Annotated in this window: 17 protein-coding genes and 2 tRNA genes; 16 read left to right on the top strand and 3 right to left on the bottom strand. The window is 66.5% G+C overall.

Features of this window, described 5'->3' with window-relative positions; translation table 11 throughout:
• Window positions 1-13: 13 nt before the first annotated feature.
• The 10 genes from AB4Z48_RS19580 (at window position 14) to AB4Z48_RS19535 (ending at window position 8,560) form a co-directional block, all read left to right on the top strand.
• Window positions 14-1,588, top strand: a complete 1,575-nt coding sequence (locus AB4Z48_RS19580) for an ABC transporter ATP-binding protein (protein WP_441616914.1) — start codon at window positions 14-16, stop codon at window positions 1,586-1,588.
• The gene (locus tag AB4Z48_RS19575; RefSeq protein ID WP_441616912.1) at window positions 1,578-2,669 is read left to right on the top strand and encodes an ABC transporter permease; all 1,092 of its coding nucleotides are present in this window, start codon (window positions 1,578-1,580) and stop codon (window positions 2,667-2,669) included. Before AB4Z48_RS19580 ends, AB4Z48_RS19575 begins: the two co-directional genes overlap by 11 nt.
• Window positions 2,669-3,631 carry an ABC transporter permease gene (locus AB4Z48_RS19570; protein WP_441616910.1) on the top strand — a complete coding sequence of 321 codons (963 nt, stop codon included), beginning with the start codon at window positions 2,669-2,671 and terminating at the stop codon, window positions 3,629-3,631. The genes AB4Z48_RS19575 and AB4Z48_RS19570 overlap by 1 nt, the downstream gene beginning before the upstream one ends.
• 33 nt (window positions 3,632-3,664) lie before the next feature.
• Window positions 3,665-4,936, top strand: a complete 1,272-nt coding sequence (locus tag AB4Z48_RS19565; RefSeq protein WP_441616908.1) for an amidohydrolase family protein — start codon at window positions 3,665-3,667, stop codon at window positions 4,934-4,936.
• Between the two features lie 127 nt (window positions 4,937-5,063).
• A tRNA-Leu gene (locus tag AB4Z48_RS19560) sits at window positions 5,064-5,150 on the top strand.
• A 339-nt stretch (window positions 5,151-5,489) separates the two neighbouring features.
• Window positions 5,490-6,386, top strand: coding sequence for a hypothetical protein (locus tag AB4Z48_RS19555; protein WP_441616906.1), 897 nt, complete (start codon window positions 5,490-5,492; stop codon window positions 6,384-6,386).
• Window positions 6,387-6,511: 125 nt separating this feature from the next.
• A tRNA-Arg gene (locus AB4Z48_RS19550) sits at window positions 6,512-6,588 on the top strand.
• A gap of 753 nt (window positions 6,589-7,341) precedes the next feature.
• On the top strand, window positions 7,342-7,920 hold the full coding sequence (locus AB4Z48_RS19545) for a YceI family protein (RefSeq protein WP_441616904.1): 579 nt from the start codon (window positions 7,342-7,344) through the stop codon (window positions 7,918-7,920).
• Between the two features lie 94 nt (window positions 7,921-8,014).
• Window positions 8,015-8,290: a DUF3562 domain-containing protein gene (locus AB4Z48_RS19540; protein ID WP_441616902.1), complete on the top strand. Its 276-nt coding sequence runs from the start codon at window positions 8,015-8,017 to the stop codon at window positions 8,288-8,290.
• A gap of 39 nt (window positions 8,291-8,329) precedes the next feature.
• Complete coding sequence (locus AB4Z48_RS19535; protein WP_441616900.1) at window positions 8,330-8,560, top strand: hypothetical protein; 231 nt, start codon at window positions 8,330-8,332, stop codon at window positions 8,558-8,560.
• Between the two features lie 125 nt (window positions 8,561-8,685).
• On the opposite strand, the gene pstS is transcribed toward AB4Z48_RS19535, so the two are convergent.
• Window positions 8,686-9,717: a phosphate ABC transporter substrate-binding protein PstS gene (gene pstS, locus AB4Z48_RS19530; protein WP_441616898.1), complete on the bottom strand. Its 1,032-nt coding sequence runs from the start codon at window positions 9,715-9,717 to the stop codon at window positions 8,686-8,688.
• A gap of 662 nt (window positions 9,718-10,379) precedes the next feature.
• The gene (locus tag AB4Z48_RS19525) at window positions 10,380-12,323 is read right to left on the bottom strand and encodes a hybrid sensor histidine kinase/response regulator (RefSeq protein WP_441616896.1); all 1,944 of its coding nucleotides are present in this window, start codon (window positions 12,321-12,323) and stop codon (window positions 10,380-10,382) included.
• 269 nt (window positions 12,324-12,592) lie between these two features.
• Here AB4Z48_RS19525 and cynR point away from each other — a divergent pair, with 269 nt between their 5' ends.
• Complete coding sequence (gene cynR, locus AB4Z48_RS19520) at window positions 12,593-13,474, top strand: transcriptional regulator CynR (RefSeq protein ID WP_441616894.1); 882 nt, start codon at window positions 12,593-12,595, stop codon at window positions 13,472-13,474.
• Between the two features lie 34 nt (window positions 13,475-13,508).
• On the opposite strand, the gene moaD is transcribed toward cynR, so the two are convergent.
• Window positions 13,509-13,766, bottom strand: a complete 258-nt coding sequence (gene moaD, locus AB4Z48_RS19515; RefSeq protein WP_441616893.1) for a molybdopterin converting factor subunit 1 — start codon at window positions 13,764-13,766, stop codon at window positions 13,509-13,511.
• A gap of 378 nt (window positions 13,767-14,144) precedes the next feature.
• On the opposite strand from moaD, the gene AB4Z48_RS19510 reads away from it, so the two are divergent.
• The 5 genes from AB4Z48_RS19510 to AB4Z48_RS19490 all read left to right on the top strand — a co-directional run bounded on the left by AB4Z48_RS19510 (window position 14,145) and on the right by AB4Z48_RS19490 (window position 20,636).
• A complete protein-coding gene (locus tag AB4Z48_RS19510) occupies window positions 14,145-16,469 on the top strand; it encodes an FdhF/YdeP family oxidoreductase (protein ID WP_441616891.1) in 2,325 nt (774 codons plus the stop codon).
• 5 nt (window positions 16,470-16,474) lie between these two features.
• Window positions 16,475-16,939, top strand: coding sequence for a phosphate-starvation-inducible protein PsiE (locus AB4Z48_RS19505; protein WP_441616889.1), 465 nt, complete (start codon window positions 16,475-16,477; stop codon window positions 16,937-16,939).
• A gap of 145 nt (window positions 16,940-17,084) precedes the next feature.
• Window positions 17,085-17,957 (top strand): formate dehydrogenase accessory sulfurtransferase FdhD, encoded by an 873-nt coding sequence (fdhD, locus tag AB4Z48_RS19500; protein WP_441616888.1) that lies wholly within the window; start codon window positions 17,085-17,087, stop codon window positions 17,955-17,957.
• Window positions 17,951-19,156, top strand: a complete 1,206-nt coding sequence (locus tag AB4Z48_RS19495) for a molybdopterin molybdotransferase MoeA (RefSeq protein WP_441616886.1) — start codon at window positions 17,951-17,953, stop codon at window positions 19,154-19,156. The genes fdhD and AB4Z48_RS19495 overlap by 7 nt, the downstream gene beginning before the upstream one ends.
• A gap of 55 nt (window positions 19,157-19,211) precedes the next feature.
• On the top strand, window positions 19,212-20,636 hold the full coding sequence (locus AB4Z48_RS19490) for an aminotransferase-like domain-containing protein (RefSeq protein WP_441616884.1): 1,425 nt from the start codon (window positions 19,212-19,214) through the stop codon (window positions 20,634-20,636).

The following is a 20,636-nucleotide window of genomic DNA, read 5'->3' as shown; positions in this document are numbered from 1 at the left end:
TCATCCATCGCCCATGACCACCCCCATCCTGCGCCTGAGCGGCATCACCAAGCGCTTCGGCACGCTGCTGGCCAACGACGATATCTCGCTCGATCTGCAGCGTGGCGAGGTGCTGGCCCTGCTGGGGGAGAACGGCGCTGGCAAGAGCACGCTGGTCAGCATCCTGTTCGGGCACTACGTGGCCGATGCGGGCACGGTCGAGGTCGATGGCCAGCGCCTGCCGCCCGGCCAGCCGCGCGCCGCGCTGGCGGCGGGCATCGGCATGGTGCACCAGCATTTCACGCTGGCCGACAACCTTTCGGTGCTGGACAACATCCTGCTCGGCACGCAGCCGCTGTGGCACTGGCGGCTGGAGCGGCGCGCCGCGCGCGAGAAGGTGCTGACGCTGGCGCAGCGTTTCGGCCTGGGCGTGCGGCCGGGCGCGCGCGTGGGCGAGCTGTCGGTGGGCGAGCGTCAGCGCGTGGAGATCGTCAAGGCGCTGTACCGCGGCGCGCGCGTGCTGATCCTGGACGAGCCCACCGCGGTACTGACGCCGCACGAGGCCGAGACGCTGTTCGCCACGCTGGCGCAATTGATCGCGGAGGGCTTGTCGGTGATCTTCATCAGCCACAAGCTCGACGAAGTGCTGCGCGTCTCGGACCGCATCGCCGTACTGCGCGGCGGGCGGCTGGTGGCGCAGCGCGCCGCCGCGCAAACCAGCAAGGCCGAACTGGCCGAGCTGATGGTGGGCCGCGTGGTGTCCATGCCGGAGCGGGTGCCACTGGAAGGCGGCGCGGACGAAGCCGACGTGGTGCTGGCGTTGCGGCAGGCCGGCGCGCGCGCGGCGGACGGGCGCGCACTGCTCAGCCAGCTCAGCCTCCAGGTGCGCGCAGGGGAGATCGTCGGCATCGCGGGCGTGTCCGGCAACGGGCAGGCCGCACTGGCCGAGCTGCTCAGCGGTACCCTCGCCGCATCGGAAGGTGGCGTCACCCTGGCCGGCAAGCCCATGCCGGCGCGGCCCGCTGCGTGGATCGGCGCGGGGGTGGCGCGCGTGCCGGAGGACCGGCATGCGGTTGGCGTCGTCGGCGATCTGGCGGTATGGGAGAACGCAGCCAGCGAACAGCTTGGCCAGCCGCATTTTTCACGGGCCGGCGTGATCCGCCGCGCGGCGGCGCAACGCTTCGCGCGCGAGCTGGTGGCCCGTTTCGACGTGCGCACGGCCGGCATCGACGTGCCGGCGCGCACCATGTCCGGCGGCAATATGCAGAAGCTGATCCTGGGCCGTGCGCTCTCGGTGCGCGGGGAGGGCAAGGCGCCGCTGCTGGTGGTGGCCAGCCAGCCCACCTGGGGGCTCGACATCGGCGCGGTGGCCTATGTGCGCGCCCGCCTGCTCGACGCGGCGCGCGAAGGCGCGGCCGTGCTGCTGATCTCGGAGGACCTCGACGAACTCCACGCGCTCGCGGACCGCATCGCGGTGATGCATGCCGGGCGCCTCACGCCGGCCCGCCCGACGGCTGCCTGGACGCTGGGCGAGCTCGGCCTGGCGATGGCCGGCGCGGGCGATGCCGCTGGCGCGGGCGCGCATGGGGAGACGCTGCATGCGGCTTGAACCCCGGACCGGCGTCTCGCGTGTCGCCATGCTGGCCGCGCCCGTGATCGCCATCGCCGCCACCTTGCTGATCTGCGCCGTGCTGGTGCGCTGGGCCGGCGCACCGGTGGGGCGCGCCTATGCGCTGTTGCTCGAGGGTGGCTTCGGCTCGCGCTTCGCGTGGTCGGAAACGCTGACGCGCGCCACGCCCCTGATCCTCACGGGGCTGTCGGTAGCGGTGGCGTTTCGCGCCCGCCTGTTCAACATCGGCGCGGAAGGGCAGCTCTATCTCGGCGCGCTGGCGGCGGTGGCGGTGGGCGGGCAGGTCGACGGCGCGGCCGCGCCGTGGGCCCAGCAGCTTCCGGCCGGCGTGCACTTCGCGCTGATGGTGGGGGCGGGCATGCTGGCGGGCGCCTTGCTCCTGCTCGGCGCCGCGTGGCTCAAGACGCGGCTCGGCGTGGACGAGGTGGTGACCACCTTGCTGGGCAACTTCATCGTGCTGCTGCTTGTGTCGATGATGCTGGACGGGCCGATGAAGGACGCCATGGCGATGGGCTGGCCCCAATCCGTGCCGCTGGTGCCGGAGCTGGAACTGTCGAAGCTGATGGAGCGCACGCGCGTGCACAGCGGCTTGCTGCTGGCGTGCGCGCTGGCGGTGATCCTGTGGGCGGTCAACCGCTTCACGGTGTTTGGCATGCAGATGCGCGCGGTGGGCGCCAACGCGCGCGCCGCGGCCTTCGTCGGGGTGCCGGTGCGGCGCGTGACGATGTGGACGGCGCTGCTGTCGGGCGCGCTGGCAGGGCTGGCGGGCGTGATCGAGGTGGCGGGCCGCACCAGCTATCTCACGCTCGATATCTCGCCTGGCTACGGCTACGCGGGCGTGGTGATCGCCATGCTGGCCGCGCTGCATCCGCTCGGCGTGGTGGCGGCCTCGGTCTTCGTGGCCGGCGTGCTGGTCGGAGCCGACGGCATGAGCCGCGCCGTGGGCGTGCCCAACGCGATTGCCGACGTGATCGTGGCGGTGGCCCTGCTGGCCATGCTGGTGGCGACCATGCTCACCCGTTACCGCATCCGCTTCGACGCCGTGCGCAAGGTGGCCTGATGGAACTGCTCGATATCCTGGCTGCCGCGCCATTCTGGATCGCGGTGCTGCGCGTGGCCACGCCGCTCATCTTCGGCACGCTCGGCGTGCTGCTGTGCGAGCGCGCCGGCGTGCTCAACCTCGGCATCGAGGGGATCATGGTGGCGGGCGCCTTCGGCGGCTGGCTGGCCGTCTACCACGGCATGCCGCTGTGGGGCGGGGTGGCTGCCGCGGCGGGCGTGGGGCTGGTGTTCGGCCTGCTGCACGGCTGGCTCACGGTGAGCCTGGCGCTGTCGCAGCACGTGGCCGGGCTCGGCGTGACGATGCTGGCCACCAGCCTGTCCTACTACGCCTACCGGCTCGGCTTTGCCTCGGTGTCCACGCCGCCGACCATCACGCCCTTCGGGCCGATGCGCTGGATGGCGGAGGTGCCGTTGCTGGGCGGGTTGCTCGGCCCGGTGCTCGGCGAGGAAACGGCGCTGACCTTGCTGGCGCTGGCGCTGGTGCCGCTGGTGGCCTGGCTGCTCTATCGCACGCCGCTCGGGCTGGCGGTGCGCATGGTGGGCGAGAATCCCGCCGCGGCCGAAGGGCAGGGCATCCGCGTGGGCGCCATGCGCATCGGCGCGGTGATGGCCGGCTCGGCGCTGATGGCGGTGGGCGGTGCTTTCCTCACGCTGTCGGCCTTCAATGCGTTCTTCTTCAATATGATCAACGGCCGCGGCTGGATCTGCGTGGCGCTGGTGGTGTTCGCCTCGTGGCGTCCCGGCCGGGCGCTGGCGGGCGCCTTGCTGTTCGCGGCATTCGATGCGTTGCAGCTGCGCCTGCAGCAAAGCGGTGCCAGCCTGCCCGGGCTGCCGCCGCTGCCCTACCAGCTCTACCTGATGCTGCCCTATGTACTGTCGATTCTCGCGCTGGTGCTGGTGGCGCGGCGCGCCACCTATCCGCAGGCGCTGATGAAGCCCTATCGCAAGGGCGAACGCTGATCCACACGGAAACACCAAGAAAAAGAGCCCATCATGCTCGACCTGATCCTGCGCAACTGCTCGCTCCCGGATGGGCGCACCGGCATCGATATCGGCATCGCCGGCGATCGTATCAAGGCCGCGGAGCCGGCCCTCACGGCGCACGCGGCCACCGAGGTCGACGCTGCCGGCCAACTGGTGACGCCCCCCTTCGTCGATGCGCATTTCCACATGGATTCCACGCTGTCCTACGGCAAGCCGCGCATCAACCAGTCCGGCACCTTGCTGGAGGGCATTGCGCTATGGGGCGAACTCAAGCCGCTGCTGACGCAGGAGGCCATCGTCGAGCGCGCGCTCGCCTATTGCGACTGGGCCGTGGCCAAGGGGCTGCTGGCGATCCGCTCGCACGTGGATGTTTGCGACCCGCGCCTGCTCGCCACCGAGGCGCTGCTGCACGTGCGCGAGAGGGTCAAGCCCTACCTGGACCTGCAACTGGTGGCGTTTCCGCAGGACGGCGTGCTGCGCGCGCCTGGCGCGCTCGACAACCTCAGGCGGGCGCTCGACATGGGCGTGGATGTGGTCGGCGGTATTCCGCATTTCGAGCGCACCATGGCCGATGGCGCGGAATCCGTGCGCATCCTGTGTGAACTGGCCTGCGAGCGCGGCCTGCGCGTGGACATGCATTGCGACGAGAGCGACGATCCCTTGTCGCGCCATGTCGAAACGCTGGCGGCGCAGTCGGTGCGCCTGGGGATGCAGGGCCGGGTCACCGGCTCGCACCTGACCTCGATGCACTCGATGGACAACTACTACGTGTCCAAGCTGATCCCGCTGATGCGCGAAGCCGGCGTGGCCGCCATCGCCAACCCGCTGATCAATATCACGCTGCAGGGCCGGCACGATACCTACCCGAAGCGCCGTGGCATGACCCGGGTGCCGGAACTGATGGCCGCGGGCGTGCCGGTTGCCTTCGGCCACGATTGCGTGATGGACCCGTGGTACGGGCTGGGCTCCGGCGACATGCTGGAGGTGGCGCACATGGGCCTGCACGTGGCGCAGATGACCGGGCAGGATGCCATGCGCGCCTGTTTCGATGCGGTCACGAAGACACCTGCCGGCATCCTGGGCCTGGAAGGCTACGGTATCGCGCCCGGTTGCCGTGCCGACCTTGTGTTGCTGCAGGCGCGCGATCCGGTGGAGGCGATCCGGCTGCGCGCCACGCGGTTGCTGGTGCTGCGCGGCGGCAAGGTGGTGGCCAGCACGCGCCCGGCTACCGCCACGTTGCATCTGGCCGGCCGGCCAGGGCAGGTGTGCTTCYAGCCATGACCGCGCGCGCCACCCGGGGCAAGACGCGTTCTTGAAAGAAAGTACCGAGGGGCAGTTGACAGGATATTCCGCACTCGGCATAATTCAATTCTTCGCAGCGCTGCAGCAATTCAGGCAGCAAAACGAAGCCCAGATGGCGAAATTGGTAGACGCACTAGGTTCAGGTCCTAGCGGTGGCAACACTGTGGAGGTTCGAGTCCTCTTCTGGGCACCAAGACTCGATAAAAAAGGCCGTTGCTTACGCAGCGGCCTTTTTTTTATGGCGCGTCCTTTGTGGCGCGGCATCGGGGTGGCGAAAGCCGTGGCGATGCCATCCCGCGACCGGTGCAACTGCCGGCCCCGGGCGCGCAGGCCCGGCCGCCGAAACCCAGGTCGTGCGGCGCCGCACGAAGGTAAGCGTGCAGATCCTAACGCTTGCGCCGGCTTTGACCTATGCTCAAGCGAAAGTCGTAGCTTTTTTCGAGCCAGGGGTGCAGTCATGGCCAGGGGCGTGTCATCTCCGAGCAGCACAGGAGGCGGTGCGGGCAGCGCTGCTTCCGGGCATTGCACGAGCGTGTCCCATCTCCATCCTCATGCCTGCTGCCTGCGCTGTTGCTCCGTACTTGCCTTCCTTGTCGCCACGCTGGCGCAGGCCGAAGAACGCCCGGCCGGCGGCGGCGCCGGCCTCGCCTGGGATCCGTTCGAATCCGAATCACCCACCCAGGTAGCCAGCAACGAAGCTGTCGTGGTGGTGGTTGTCATGAAGCCTGCCGCGTCGGACGAGCAGTCGGGCGCGTCAGCCGCAGTCCCCACGGAATTGCCGGCAGGCGCCACTGCCGCCCAGCCCAGCCTGGCGGCCTCGCTCGGCGGCTGGGGCCGGCCCGCCGTGGCGCTCTCATCCGGGCCGCCTTCCACTGCCTACAACGATGCGCCCGGCCCGCTGGCCGCGGCCGCCGGCATCGTCTACACGGAGCCCGCTCCAAGACCCGCGCGGCCCGCGGTATCGCTGCACCTGGACGATGTCACGAGCGCTACTGGCTATGTCGGCAACCGCGTGCAGAGCCTGGCGCTGGCGCTGGATACCGTGCTGCCGCAGGCCGGCGGCCTCACGATCCAGCCACGCGTGCAGATCGCCTACCAGTCCGGCGCCGACAGGGGTGGCTCTGGCTTCCTCGGTGTCCAGCCAGGCGATGCCAGCGCCGCCGAGGTGATGGTGCGGCTGTACCGCACCCAGCCCACGCGGCTCACCGGCGCCAACGGCATCTATCCCTTTGTCGAAGCGGATCTATGGCAGGACCGCAAGCAGGTCATCAATATCAATGGCACGCGCATCGATCCCGACATGCTGCGTGGCCTGCTGTCGCTCAATGTGGGCGCGCACGGCAGCACCAACGGTGGCGTCAAGTTATGGCTCAAGCTGAAGGCCGGCCGCAGTCCGGGCGGCACCTTGGGCGCGCGCTATCGCTGGTAGGCAGGTCTCTCGCAGGCAGCAGGCAGGCAGGGCAGGCTGTTTGACGGCCTGGGGAGAGGTGTGCCATACGGATGTAAAAAACGCTTGCATTCATGCGCCGCTGCGCTACAATGGCGACCTCGCGTGCGGCTGTAGCTCAGTTGGATAGAGTACTTGGCTACGAACCAAGGGGTCGTGGGTTCGAATCCTGCCAGCCGCACCACCTATTAAAAGGGCTTCCAGAAATGGAAGCCCTTTTTCATTTGGGCTCCGCTGCCAGCTTCATGGCAGTTGGCCTGCATCATGCCGGAGATCCGAGGCTATCCCGCGTATAGCAACCCTATGCGACAGGCCCATCGGAAACCAAGGACGAAGCGCGTGACCATCGTCCGCCAATTGGTCCGGAAGAACGAGGCCTTGGTCTTGCGGGCGACTGCACGGAAGGGACGAGCTAAGAGCCACCATGATCGCGACCTGCGTTGCGCTACGCTCTTTGCAGGACGCCAGGCGGCGGGTTTCATCGGCTGGCGGATTCGCCTTTAATACCTGGCAGCTTCCGGCAAGCGGCGCGACATACCGGGCGCACCGTGCAATGTCTACCATAGCGGAAGACGGCCGCAGCACTGGGCACCATACTGTGCGGAAACGCACATATGCGGAGAACGTCGCTGCCACGCGGATGTCCGGAGAATATGGAACCCCGCTCGCCTCATTGGGGATTGCCGGGCTTCCCGACACGGAGCTTCCTGATCTCGTCGCGGGCGCCTGCGGCCCGGGATTTCGCGCAGGCTTGACAGGCCCTTGTGCGTTGCTCGATCGCGCAGCGCCCGGCTTCCCGACCGGGCGGCGGGCCTGGAATAAATGCCGGCCGCCACGCGTTTACCCAGGCGGGCCACATTCCTTCTTCAGGGGAGGCATCGTGCACGATTCGCCACGCCGGATCCGCGCCACCCGCGTGCATGCGGTCGCCAGGCTCATGCTCGCGACATTCGCGGTGCTGGCGATTGCCGTCGGCGAGGCACAGCAGGCCGAGACCGACAGGCACCCCGATCGGTACGTGCTTGCGCCGCAGCGATCGAGCGTCACACTCGATGTCGTCGCCTTCACGCACTCAAGGATCCGCATGCGCTTTCACCGCATGAGCGCGCAACTCGAAGGCACAGGATCAGGTCTTGAGTCGGGCCGCGTGACGGTGACGATCGATGCCGCAAGCGTCGAGGCGCGCCCGCGCTTCCTGTCCGCGATTATCCGGGGCGGCGGCATGCTCGATGTCGCCAGCTATCCGGAGATCAGCTTTGTCAGCACCAGCTTTGCCAGCACCGGCGATGGCGGCGGGCGGCTGCTCGGCGACCTTACGATCCGCGGCATCACGCGTCCGATCAGCCTGCTCGTGACACCGGACGCCCCCGCCGGCGATCCGCATCGCGAAGGCACGCTTGCCTTTTCCGCGGCCGGAGACGTCAGCCGCCGGGAGTTCGGCTTTGCAACATGGTTCCCCGCCGTGGACGACGTCGTGCACATGGTGATTCAGGTGGAGTTCGTGCATGGGCCCTGACGGGCCTGGCAATACCGGGGCGGCTGAAATCCTGCATGCGTACGGGCCCTGCGGCGTCTAGACTCAAGCTGACGTTCCGCTGCGGAAGGTAATCATGCATCACTCAGTCGAGGCTGCGCCGACAGATCCCTCGGTAAGCGCTCCTGGTCCTGGCGACGGCCGCCCGGCGCGCCCTTCGTCCGTGGTGGAGGCAATTGACCGGATCGCCCGGTGCCACAATGTGCCGAGGGAAGTTATTCAATGGGAATTCTGGAGCGCGTGGGACGCACTTTCGACCGATGCGAAGTTCCCGGACTATGTTCTACTGTTGGCGGAGAAGAGAGTCAAAGAAGCACTTCGACGACGAGGGCAACGCGTCACGGGCGCTTGAGCCTCGCCATTTGCAACAGCACGGAGCGTCCGGAACCCTATGTCAAAGGCAATCAAGAAACAGTACCTGAAGGCACTCAACCGGCGCTTGAAGAAAGTGTCGGCAGGCAGGTTCGACACGGTATTCGTTTTCTATCCGGTCGGCTCAAAGCCGAAGGATGCGACTGGTGTGACAGCAAGTGCGTCCGTCGATGACCAGGTCCTCACCATCATGGATGCTGTCCAGGCTCGGGTATTGGCCAGGTTCGAGGCTTCGGCAAAGCAACGATAGGCCAAGTATGCCGGCGACGGCGGACGGCCTGGACGTCATGACGCTCGCCGACCGGCGAGCCGCGCTAGCGCACTACGACCGTCTCGGGTTTGCGGGCGTTCTGGTCGAGACCGGAACCCCACCGCCTACCTGATGTTCTCATCCCAGTAGGACTCGACTTGCCTGACCAGGTCGGGCGGGAGTGAAACATAGTGTTCGGCGCCGGTGTCTGCCTGCCCTTCGTTCAGCGCCCACCTGAAAAAGGCGAGGGCGTCCTTCGCCGTCGCCGGGCTCCTTGACGTCCTGGGCATGATCACAAACACGACGCCGGCAATGGGCCACGCATTGAGGCCTGGCGCATCGGTTGCCACCTGGTAGAAGTCCGCGCTCTTCTGCCATGCGGCAGATGCCACCGCGGCGCTGAACGTTTCGCGCGTGGGCGCAATGTAGTTGCCTCCGCGATTCTGCACGGATGCGTAGGGGAGTTTTCGCTGCAAGGCATAGGCTAGCTCGACATAGCCAATCGCGCCCTTGACGTTCTTCAGATAGATGGCGACACCGTCATTGCCGTTGGCGCCGATCCCCACGGGCCACTTGACGGTGGTCCCGGCGCCGACGCTGGCTTTCCACTCACCGTTCACCTTGGACAGGTAGTCAGCCCAGTTGAATGTGGTGCCCGAACTGTCACTGCGATGGACCACGACGATCTTCTGCGGGGGAAAGCGCATGCCTGGATTGATCGCGGCGATGGCAGGGTCGCTCCAGTTGACTACCTTGCCCAGGAAGATATCCGCGAGCAGCGGGCCGGTCAGGCGGATCTGGCCTGGTGCGATCCCGTCCAGATTGATCACCGGCACCACGCCGCCGATGACAAGCGGAAACTGGACGAGACCTGCCGCGCGCAACTCATCTGGCTTGAGCGGCATGTCGGAGGCGCCAAAGTCGACGCTGCCGGCCTTGATCTGCTTGATGCCGTTGCCAGACCCGGTGGCTTGATAGTTCACCTGCTGTCCCGTCTTGACGTAATACGTGGCCGCCCATTTGGAGAGCATGGGATAGACGAAGGTCGAGCCGGCACCGGTTATCTCGCCGGCTCGTGCGGACATGAAAAATACCGCGATGGCACAGGCGACGCTCACACGATGCCACACGCTCCAGCAGATCCGGCTACCACTCATTTTTTCCCCAATTCATGTTCATTTCCTGGATAAGTCGAACTATTCATTGAGCCCCGCTGGCTACGCTCCTCTCTCCTCGTATTGACTAGCTATCAAGCATAGATTCTTGCCCGCAAACCTGAAGCGCATTTTTTGAGTTGCGTGCGATTTTCCTGGTATGGGAATGACTCGGACCGTGCCCTGCATGGCTTTGGCACGCCATTCGTTTGGTACGCTATTCGAAGCGCCTGGATGTGCCGACCGCGGTATGCCTATCCAGGATGGAAGCCTTGCAGGAGACATTACTTCCTCTTTGGAATTTATAAGCATATACGGATGAGCTGATATCGCTATTGAAGATAATTTTCAGAATAAAATTCATGGAATTGAATATTTCAATTTCATGACAGCGATGTCCCGTGCGGTTCTAAGTCGGCCTTATCAGATAAGGAGAGTCGCCACTGGCTGCTGGCTTGGCATGCTGACGCCAGATCAGGCTGCGCTTCGCTGGCAAGGGGGGGCATGTCCGGTGCCTTGGGTCAGGACCAAAGGACGGACCTGTCTGGCGAGCGTCGCGAGGGCTGCGCCCCGTGCAATGGCGCGGCTGGCCACATCGTCAGGCATGTCGACGGTCTCGCGTCACCGCGGACAACGCCAGGCGGCTGCGCGGTGGCGCTCGCCACTCAGGCCGGCGGCTGCCCCGTCTGTGCCAGCAGTTCGACTAGCGTGGGCAGATCGATCGGTTTGACCAGGTGCAAGTGGAAGCCTGCGGCACGGGTGCGCTCCCGGTCTTCGGGCTGGCCAAAGCCGGTCATGGCGACGAATCGCGTGCGTGCGCATGCTGGCAACTCACGCAGCGCGCGCACCGCCGCCAGGCCGTCCATGCCGGGCATGGCGATATCGATGAGGGCAAGATCGGGGTGGCATCTGGCGGACGCGAGGATGCCTTGCTCGGCATCGTAGGCGGTCACCACCTCATGGCCGCGCAGCGTCAGCAGCATGGACAGGCTGTCGGCCGAGTCCTGGTTGTCGTCGATGACAAGTACGCGCAGGCACGCCTCGCGTGCCGCCGCCGCGCGTGATGCGCTTGCCCGCTCCGCGCTGGCCGGCGGGGAATGATAGGGCAGGCGGACGGTGAAGGTGCTGCCTTTGCCCAGCCCGGCGCTGGCGGCGGAAATGGTGCCGCCATGCAGCTCCACCAATGAGCGGGAAAGGGACAGGCCGATGCCCAGCCCCCCGCTATGGTTGCTTGTCCATCGGTTGACCTGCACGAACAGGTCGAAGATGCTATCGAGCGCGTCGGCGGATATGCCGGCCCCCTGGTCGGAAATCCTGAACATGAGATGACGCTCACCCAACGTGCCTGCCACGTCGATGATGGAGTGCTCGGGCGAGAATTTCGATGCGTTGACCAGCAGGTTCTGCAGTACCTGCACCAGCCGCGTGCGGTCGGCGGTCAGGACGACGGGCACAGGCGGCAGATCGACGCGCACGGTCTGGGCGCGCGCCTCGAGCACCGGTGCCGTGGCCTCGATGGCATGGGACACCAGTTCGCGAAACTCCACCGGGGCCAGCCGCAGTTCGATTTTTCCGGAGCTGATGCGCCCCACGTCGAGGAGGTCGTCCACGAGCCGGGTCAGGAGCGTGATCTGGCGGTCTATCAACGCGTGGCAGCGTTCGACGACGTGGCGGCCATCAGGCAGCAGCTTCATCGCGTTGAGCGCGTTGCGAACGGGTGCCAGCGGATTGCGCAACTCGTGCGAAAGGGTGGCGAGGAACTCTGTCATGCGCCGGCTGGAACGCTCCAGTTCTTCCGTGCGGCGCCGCTCGGTCATGTCACGCGTGACCTTGGCAAAGCCCCGCAGGACGGCGGTTGAGTCATAGACCGGGGTGATGATGACATTGGCCCAGAAGGTCGAGCCGTCCTTGCGCACGCGCCAGCCTTCGTCTTCGACACTCCCCACGCGGCGCGCCGTGGCGAGCTCGCGCTCGGGCTTGCCGTCGGCGATGTCCTCGGGCAGATAGAAGAGCGAGAAATGCCGGCCCAGGATTTCCTGGCGGGTGTAGCCCTTGATCAGCGTGGCGCCCGAATTCCAGCTGATCACGCAGCCGTGCGGGTCGAGCAGGAAGATCGCATAGTCCTTGACCCCTTCGACCAGCAAGCGCAGGATTTCCTCGCTTTGCCGCAGGGCCTCCTCGGTCCGCCGGTGTTCGGTCAGGTCGCGGGTGACCTTGATGAAGCCGCTTTCCTGGCCGTCGGCATCGCGGATGGCCGTGATGATGACGTTGGCCCAGAAACGGGTGCCATCGGCGCGGACCCGCCAACCTTCGTCTTCGAACCGGCCTTCCAGCCGGGCCACGCGCAGTTCGTGCTCCGGCCAGCCGCGCGCGATTGCCTCTTCGGTGTAGAACCTGGAGAAATGCTCGCCGAGTATTTCATTGTCGGCGTAGCCCTTCATCTTCCGCGCGCCGGCATTCCAGCTCGTGACCCGCCCGGCCGTGTCGAGGGTAAAGATTGCATAGTCCACGATGCTCTCCACGACCTCGCGAAAGCTGACATCGGGCGAGATCGAAGCACCGTGCGGGCGGGGGGCTTGCGAAGGGGCGGCAGGGGCGGGGGCGTTCATGACCGATGGCGCGAACAAGGTGTGGTCTTCAAAGCATACACGCAGCCGGCGTTCTATGCGAAAGCCGGGAGCGCCGCGGAACTTGCCGGGAGCCGCCGCGCGTGGCGGGGCGCGTGTGCAGCCTGTAGCCGGTATGGGTCGGAACAGCCAGGCCGGCAGGGACTTCGTTGCGCGCGGGGTCCCGGCGGGTGCGGGATGGGCATGTTTTGCCATTGGATCCGACACCGGCTTATCATGCTTTTCATAGGCAAGTCCAATAATGGAATCCGATGCTCCTCCGTCATATCCGTTACTTCCTCGCCGTCGCCGAGAGCGGCAACTTCACCCGGGCGGCCGAGGTGCTGCATGTCTCCCAGCCGACCCTTTCGCAGCAGATCCGGCAGCTCGAAGAAACCCTGGGCGTGCAGCTGTTCGACCGGTCCGGGCGCGGCATCCGGACCACTGACGCGGGACAGGCGTACCTGCTCTATGCGCGCCGTGCGCTGCAGGATCTCGAAGCGGGGAAAAGGGCGGTGCACGATGTGCAGGAACTGACGCGCGGCAGCCTGCGGCTGGCGATGACGCCGACCTTCACCCCCTATCTGGTCGGACCCCTGGTGATGGATTTCAACGAGCGTTATCCCGGCGTCGCGCTGAGTGTGCTGGAAATGCCGCAGGAGCAGATCGAACAGCTGCTGGCGGAGGATCGCCTCGACGTGGGGATCGCATTCAGGGATGTGCGCCTGGTGGATATCGAAGTCCAGACCCTGTTGGTGGAGGCGCTGGCGCTGGTGGTGGGCACGAGGCACCGCTACGCCGGCAGGCGTACGGCTTTGACGCTGAACGAACTGGAGGGCGAGCCCTTTGCCTTGCTGACCACCGAATTCGCGACACGCCATTACGTCGACAACTACCTGGGCCGGATCGGCGTGGTGCCGCGGATCGCGCTCGAGGCAAACTCGGTCAACGCGGTGATCGAGGCGGTCCAGCGCGGCCGGCTGATGACGGTGCTGCCCGCCGCCATCGCGCAGGAAAGTGGCGGCTTGTGCAAGATAAAGCTGGAGCCGCCCCTGCCATCGCGGGAAGCCGCCTTGCTCCAGCGCAAGGGCGCGTACCGAAGCGCCGCCGCGCGGGCGTTCATCGACTTTGCCCTGGAGGCGTTGCCTGGCTGAGCCAAACGCCTGCGCGGCGGCCGGTGACCTGGCCCTACCCGCCGGTAACCGGAGGAAACAGTGCCACCTCGTCGCCGCTCCTGAGCCGGCTCTGCATCGTGCAGACGGCCTGGTTCAGGGCCACGCGGACCGGGCGGTCGTCACGCAGCGCGTCGCCGATGGCGCCACCGCGGCTGGCAAGATGAACACGCAGATCCAGGACGGTGGCCACGCTTGCCGGCGCGTCGAGCGTTTCCTCGCCTAGTCCGGCGGCCTCGCGGATGCTTGCGAAGTACTTCAGATGTAGTTTCATGGGTCTCTCGAATCAGGTCGCGCCCGTGGCGGTGTTGTCCGGCGGCGTGCGCGTGGGGAGCGTCGGCCTGATGGTAGAAGGGGCAGCCCCGGGGCAATGGGTACAGTGCCACGCCCACCGGCGCAGAACAGTTTGTGGCCCGGCGCGCCGCGACAGGATCGACTTCGGATCGGTCGCGGGTGACGCGGCCCACACAATCCCCCCGGACAAGACGAAGCACAGTTCCGGTGCGGGCCGACTGTACTGCTCGCACGGGTGTCGGTCTGTGCGTACCCCGCGACGCCTCCCGCACTTACTCTGGCTGTACTGCATGCAGAGCGTGCCGTCGCCCCGGATCCGACCGCGGCCGCCGATGCCATTCTTGAGGACATTACCGCCATGAGCTCACCTGCACCCGAAAAGGGCCACATCGCTCCCTACACTCACCCTGCCGCCGGGTGGGGGGCACTGAAGTACGTGGCCATCAACCTGATCAAGGAGAGGGTTGCCGGAGGCAAGTACAAGACGCTGTTCAAGCAGAACCAGGCCGACGGCTTCGATTGCCCGGGCTGTGCCTGGCCGGACAAGCAACACGCCTCGACCTTCGAGTTCTGCGAGAACGGCGTCAAGGCGGTTGCGGCGGAGGCGACCAGCAAGCGCGTCACGCCCGAATTCTTCGCAAGCCATACGGTGGCGGAGCTGATGCAGCAGACCGACTTCGAGCTCGAGCAGCACGGCCGCCTCACCCATCCGTTGGCGTACGACCCGCAGACCGATAAATACGCGGCCGTTTCGTGGGACGACGCCTTCGCCATCATCGGGCGCCACCTGAACGCCCTCGATGACCCGGACCAGGCTGCCTTCTATACCTCGGGCCGCGCCAGCAACGAAGCCGCGTTCCTTTACCAATTGTTTGTCAGGGCATACGGCACCAACAACTTCCCGGACTGTTCGAACATGTGCCACGAGGCCACCAGCCGCGGGCTGCCGGTCACGGTGGGCGTGGGCAAGGCCACCGTGGTGCTGGACGATTTCGAGCACGCCGACACGATCCTGATCTTCGGCCAGAACCCGGCGACCAATCATCCGCGCATGCTCGGCGAGCTGCGCGAATGCGCCAGGCGGGGTGCCACCATCGTCTCCATCAACCCGCTGCGCGAGCGCGGGCTGGAGCGGTTCTCCAGCCCCCAGCATCCGGTGGAAATGCTGACCGGCTCCAGCACCAGGATCGCGTCGATGTTCGTGCGGCCCAGGCTGGGCGGCGACTTTGCCCTGATCAAGGGCCTCGCCAAGCGCGTGATCGAGCTCGACGACGACGCGGTCGTGCTCGGCGCGCAGCGGGTGATCGATGTCGGCTTCATCCACGAACACACCAACGGTTTCGAACAGTTCGCCGACGATCTGCGGGCGCAGAGCTGGGCGGAACTCGTCGAGGAGTCGGGCGTGAGCCGCCAGGACATCGACGCGCTGGCGGACGTCTACGTCAACGGCAAGCGGGTCATTGCCTGCTGGGGCATGGGCCTCACGCAACACAAGAACTCGGTCGGGACCATCCAGTTACTCTCCAACCTGATGATGCTGCGCGGGAACATCGGGCGCGAGGGCGCCGGCCTGATGCCGGTGCGCGGCCACTCCAACGTGCAGGGCGACCGCACGGTCGGCATCGAGGAGCAGCCTGACGACGCGTTCCTCGACCGCCTCGGTGCCACCTTCGGCTTCGAGCCGCCGCGCAAGCACGGCTACGACGTGGTCAATACCATCTCGGCAATGCTCGATGGCCGGGTCAAGGTGTTCGTCGGGCTGGGCGGCAACTTCTCGATCGCCACGCCGGACACGCCGCGCACTTGGGATGCGCTGCGCAAGTGCGAGCTGATCGTCAATATCGCCACCAAGCTCAACCGCAGCCACCTGGTGCATGGCAAGGCAGCGCTGTTGCTGCCCACGCTGGGACGGACCGAGATCGACCTGCAGGACGGCGTGGCCCAGGGCGTGACCGTCGAGGATTCGGTCTGCATGGTGCATATCTCCTACGGCATGAACGAGCCGGCATCGCCGGACCTGCTGTCCGAGACGGCGATCGTTGCGCGCATGGCGCAGGCCACGCTCGGCTCCGGCAAGATCGACTGGATGTGGTACGCCGGGGACTATGCACGCATCCGCGACGCCATCGAAAAGGTGCTGGACGGCTTCGAGGACTACAACGCGCGCGTGGCGATCCCGGGCGGCTTCCACCTGACGCCGGCATCGCGCAACCGCGTCTGGAAGACCGCGTCGGGCAAGGCCGAGTTCGTGGTGAACAGCATCGAGAAGGACACGCCGATCAGCCGCGCGCGCGCGCGCTACGGCGATGCGCTGATGGTGATGATGACCACGCGCTCGCATGACCAGTACAACACCACCATCTATGGCCTGGACGACCGCTATCGCGGCGTCTTCGGGTTGCGGCGGGTGGTATTCATCAACGCCGCGGACCTGGCGCGGCTGGGTCTGGCCGCGGGGCAGCACGTCGATATCACCAGCGTCTGGGACGACGGCGTCGAGCGCCGGGCGGAGGATTTCCGGCTGGTCGAGTACGACATCCCGCAGGGCTGCCTGGGTGCCTACTATCCGGAAACCAATCCGCTGGTGCCGCTGGAGAGTTGCGGCGACGGTTCCGGCACGCCGACATCGAAGTCGATCCCCGTGCTGCTCACACCGGCCGTGCAGCGGCTTGCCGCGGCATGAAGCTTATGACACGTTCAGAGGATCATGCACTGCGCCAGCGCCACGGCGGATCGTCGCTGCAGGCGGCCGTGCGCACGCACCTGGAGTCGCTGCTCGGCGTGGTCGAGCTGGTCGGACTCGTCGTCATCGGGCTGGCGACGTCGTTCGCCATGGTCCAGGAGGGCTGGAAGATTGCCGGCACGGGCGCCGTGTCGATCACCGATCTTCTCGTCATGTTCCTGTATCTCGAGGTGCTTGCCATGGTGGCCCGCTACCTCAAGCTGGGCCAGCTGCCGGTGCGATTCCCGCTTTACATCGCCATGGTCTCGCTCGCTCGCGACGTGATCCTGCGCTACAACGAGGCGACGGAATTGCACCTGCTGGCGCTGTGCGGCGGCATCGCCATGCTGGCGTGCGGCGTCCTGATCCTGCGCTACGGCCAGGCGCGCTTCCCGAGCACGGACGACGGCGAGGCGGGAAGCCCGGACTAGGACCCGGCAGGCGGATCAGGACGCGCATTGCGGATCGGCCGGGAAACCGTGCCGGCCGCGCCGGCGGGACTGCTCCCGGTATTTCTCCATGCACCGTGCGTGTCCGGCGACTGGCCGCACGGTCCCTTGTGATGGCGAGGTTGATATGCACAGTAGTGAAGAGGCGATCCACCCGGGATACGAAGAGCGGACGATCGTCAGGCACCGGGCAGGCACGGCGATGCCGGCCACCGACAGCGTGGCGCAGGAGGTTCCCGTCGCCCTGGTCTACAACGGCATCTCGCATGCGGTGATGATGGCCACGCCGCTGGACCTGGAAGAGTTCGCGGTCGGCTTCACGCTGACCGAAGGCCTGGTGCAGGACTACGCCGAGATCTACGATGTCGAGCCGCTCGTCGGCCCGGCCAGCGTGGAGGTGCATCTGCGCATCAGCCAGCGCGCGTTTGCCGCCATGAAGGAACATCGCCGCACGCTCGCCGGACGGACCGGCTGCGGCGTATGCGGCATCGAGAGCATTGCCTTGCTGGACCTGGTGCCCGAGTTCATGAAGACGCCGCGCACGAGGATATCGCCGACGCGGGAAATCATCGAGCGGGCCGCCTCGCAGTTGCCGTCGTGGCAGGTCCTGATGAAGCGTACCGGCGGCGTGCATGCGGCGGCCTGGTGCAACCCGGCCGGCGAGGTCCTCCATGTATTCGAGGATGTCGGCCGCCACAACGGGCTAGACAAGCTGATCGGCTACCTGGCGATGCATGACGTGGCAACGGATGAAGGCTTTGTCTTCCTTTCCAGCCGGGCCAGCTACGAGCTGGTGCGCAAGACAGCCCGGATGAACATCCAGTTGCTGGCGACCATCTCGGCGCCGACCTCCCTGGCGATCCAGATCGCCGGGCAGGCGGGGCTGCAGTTGCTGAGCTTTTGCCGCAAGGACGGCTACGTCCAGTACACGGCGATGCCAGGCGAGCCCGCCCTGCGTGGCGTTGCCGCCGCTTGCGATAACGGAGGTGGGTCATGCTAGGGTTCGATAAGGCGCAGGCGCTGTTCGCCCAGAGCGTCGAGTCTGTCGCCGAGGTTGAAATGGCCTGGCTCAGCCTGGCAAATGGCAGGATCCTGGCTCGCGATATGCAAGCCCAGTGCGATGCCCCGCCGGCCGACAAGAGCGCCATGGACGGCTATGCGATCCGCCACGCCGACTATGGCCGGCGCAGGCCCTTGCCCATCCAGCAGGTCTGCTACGCGGGCATGGTGCCGCAGCCGTTGGAGGCGGGGCATGCCATCCGGCTGTACACCGGGTCCCTGATCCCGGCCGGCGCCGATACCGTGGTCCCGCAGGAGGATGCCGCGCCGGCGGATGGCTCGGTGACGTTCACCAGGGCGCCGGCGCCGGGCCAGCACATACGCAGGCAGGCAGAGGATGTACGGGCCGGCCAGCCGCTGTTGTCCGCGGGCACCTTGCTGCAGCCGGGCCATATCGCCGCGCTCGCTTCGCAGGGTGTCGGCAGCGTGCCGGTCTTCCGGCTGGCGGAGGTGGCGATCCTGACGACCGGCGACGAGGTGGCGGCGAACGACGAGCCGCACGGCGCGCACCAGGTCTGGGACGTAAACGGCCCGATGCTGGAGGCCCTGGTCCAGTCCATTGGCGCGGTGGTCCGCTCGCGCAACCATGTGCCGGATGACGAGGCGGCAGTCCACGAGGCCTTGCTCGAACTTGCCAGGGAGGCGGATATCCTGCTGGTCACCGGCGGCGCCTCCACGGGCGCCAAGGACCTGGTAAACGCCGCGCTGGTGTCGGCCGGGGGGGAACTCCTGTTCCAGAAGGTCAATATGAAACCCGGCAAGCCGATCTCCCTCGGCCGCCTCAGGGGCAAGCCGGTGGTGAGCCTGCCGGGTAACCCGGCGGCGGCGTATACGACCTTTGCGCTGCTGGTGACGCCGATGCTCAGGAAGCTGCAGGGGCGGGCCGAACTGTGCCCCCCGGTCGGCTTCGTGCATGCGCAGTTTGCCGCCGAGAAGACCGCTGGCCGCGACGAATTCCTCAGGGCCGCCCGCGTCGCCGGGCTGTGCGGGATGGATCGCGCGCGGCTCAGCGAGCAGCAGGGCGCGGCGTCGGTGTCGGCGCTGGGCGGCGCCTCCGGCTTTGTCCGGGTGTCGCCGCAAACCGAGGTTCGCCCGCACGACCTGGTTCCGTTCTATGATCTGAATCGCTGGCTCTGCTAGCGCTGCGGCGCGGCCGGCGATCCCGATCCATGTTGATTTGTGAAAGGCTAGCGGTGTGAAACTGTACGAGAAACTCGCCGCGGATGTCGAAGGGCTGGTCAGGCAGGGCGGCTTGCTGCCGGGCGACCGCATCCCGTCGGTACGCCAGACCAGCCAACACCACCGGCTGAGCATCACGACGGTGATACGCGCCTACGTCCTGCTCGAGAGCCGCGGCATCATCGAAAGCCGCCCCCAGTCCGGCTACTTCGTCAGGGCGCGGCCCGAGGAGCCGGCCGTGGAGCTGCGGGCTTCCAGGCCGAGCACACGGCCATCGGCCGTGGACGTCAGCGCCCTGGTGTTGTCGACCCTGCGTTCGATCCGCTCCGACGAAGCCGTGCCCCTGGGCTCGCCGTATCCCGATCCGTCGCTGTTTCCCTGGCAGCGGATCAACCAGTATGCCAACAATATCGCGCGCCGGTATGCCAGGTGGAACCTGCTCGACGACCTGCCGCCAGGATGTCCCGCGCTCATCCGGCAGATCGCGCGCCGTTACCTGGAGAATGGCTATGCCGTGGATCCGAACGAACTGATCATCACGATCGGCGCGACCGAGGCCATCAATCTTTGCCTGCAGGCAGTCGCCAAATCCGGCGACACGATCGCCGTGGAATCGCCGACCTACTACGCGATGCTGCACGCCATCGAACGTCTCGGCATGCGCGCCATCGAAGTCGCGACCGATCCGGTCGAGGGCATCGATATCGCGGAGCTGGCCCGGCTGATCGACGAAAAGGGGATTGCGGCGTGCATGGTGATGCCGAACTTCCAGAACCCCCTGGGGTTCGAGATGCCGGACGAAAGAAAGCGCCAGCTGGTGGCAATGCTGACGGAAAAGAATGTGCCGGTGATAGAAAACGATGTCTACGGGGAGCTCTATCACGGCGACGCCCACCCCAGCGGGCTGAAGGCCTACGACACCGCAGGCATCGTGCTGCACTGTTGTTCCTTTTCCAAGACGCTGACCAATGCCTACCGGATCGGATGGGCGCTGCCAGGCCGGTATCGCGACCAGGTGGAGCGCCTGAAATTCCTGAACACGCTGACCACGCCGGCGATCCCGCAGCTGGCCATCGCGGAGTTCCTCAAGAACGACGGCTACGACTTCCATCTGCGCCGCGTGCGCAAGGCCTACGCGCAGCAGGCCAGCATCATGGCAGCGGCGGTGCGCCGCTTCTTCCCGCCGGGCACCAAGACATCCCGGCCGGCCGGCGGATACGTGCTGTGGGTCGAGCTGCCGGCATGCGTGGATGCGATGGAGCTATATCACCTGGCGCTGGAGCGGAAGATCACGATTGCGCCGGGTCATATCTTTTCCCCGGGCCCGGTCTTCAAGAACTTTATCCGCCTGAACTACAGCGCGCCGTGGACCACGGAGACCGAGGCGGCCGTAGTGACGCTCGGCAAGCTGGTCGAAACCCTGTGCGAACGGCAGAAATAA

Origin of the sequence: Cupriavidus sp. 2TAF22, from assembly GCF_052115045.1 — a bacterium.
Classification (GTDB): Bacteria; Pseudomonadota; Gammaproteobacteria; order Burkholderiales; family Burkholderiaceae; genus Cupriavidus.
Note: the sequence above shows the minus strand (reverse complement) of the source record. Positions and strands in the feature narration are given on the sequence as shown.

Coding starts and splice junctions, on each gene's coding strand:
- AB4Z48_RS19505 (WP_441616889.1), top strand. CDS start 16,475: ATGACACGTTCAGAGGATCATGCACTGCGCCAGCGCCACGGCGGATCG.
- AB4Z48_RS19570 (WP_441616910.1), top strand. CDS start 2,669: ATGGAACTGCTCGATATCCTGGCTGCCGCGCCATTCTGGATCGCGGTG.
- AB4Z48_RS19540 (WP_441616902.1), top strand. CDS start 8,015: ATGCATCACTCAGTCGAGGCTGCGCCGACAGATCCCTCGGTAAGCGCT.
- AB4Z48_RS19535 (WP_441616900.1), top strand. CDS start 8,330: ATGTCAAAGGCAATCAAGAAACAGTACCTGAAGGCACTCAACCGGCGC.
- moaD (WP_441616893.1), bottom strand. CDS start 13,766: ATGAAACTACATCTGAAGTACTTCGCAAGCATCCGCGAGGCCGCCGGA.
- AB4Z48_RS19580 (WP_441616914.1), top strand. CDS start 14: ATGACCACCCCCATCCTGCGCCTGAGCGGCATCACCAAGCGCTTCGGC.
- AB4Z48_RS19575 (WP_441616912.1), top strand. CDS start 1,578: ATGCGGCTTGAACCCCGGACCGGCGTCTCGCGTGTCGCCATGCTGGCC.
- AB4Z48_RS19525 (WP_441616896.1), bottom strand. CDS start 12,323: ATGAACGCCCCCGCCCCTGCCGCCCCTTCGCAAGCCCCCCGCCCGCAC.
- pstS (WP_441616898.1), bottom strand. CDS start 9,717: ATGAGTGGTAGCCGGATCTGCTGGAGCGTGTGGCATCGTGTGAGCGTC.
- AB4Z48_RS19545 (WP_441616904.1), top strand. CDS start 7,342: ATGCTCGCGACATTCGCGGTGCTGGCGATTGCCGTCGGCGAGGCACAG.
- AB4Z48_RS19495 (WP_441616886.1), top strand. CDS start 17,951: ATGCTAGGGTTCGATAAGGCGCAGGCGCTGTTCGCCCAGAGCGTCGAG.
- AB4Z48_RS19510 (WP_441616891.1), top strand. CDS start 14,145: ATGAGCTCACCTGCACCCGAAAAGGGCCACATCGCTCCCTACACTCAC.
- fdhD (WP_441616888.1), top strand. CDS start 17,085: ATGCACAGTAGTGAAGAGGCGATCCACCCGGGATACGAAGAGCGGACG.
- cynR (WP_441616894.1), top strand. CDS start 12,593: ATGCTCCTCCGTCATATCCGTTACTTCCTCGCCGTCGCCGAGAGCGGC.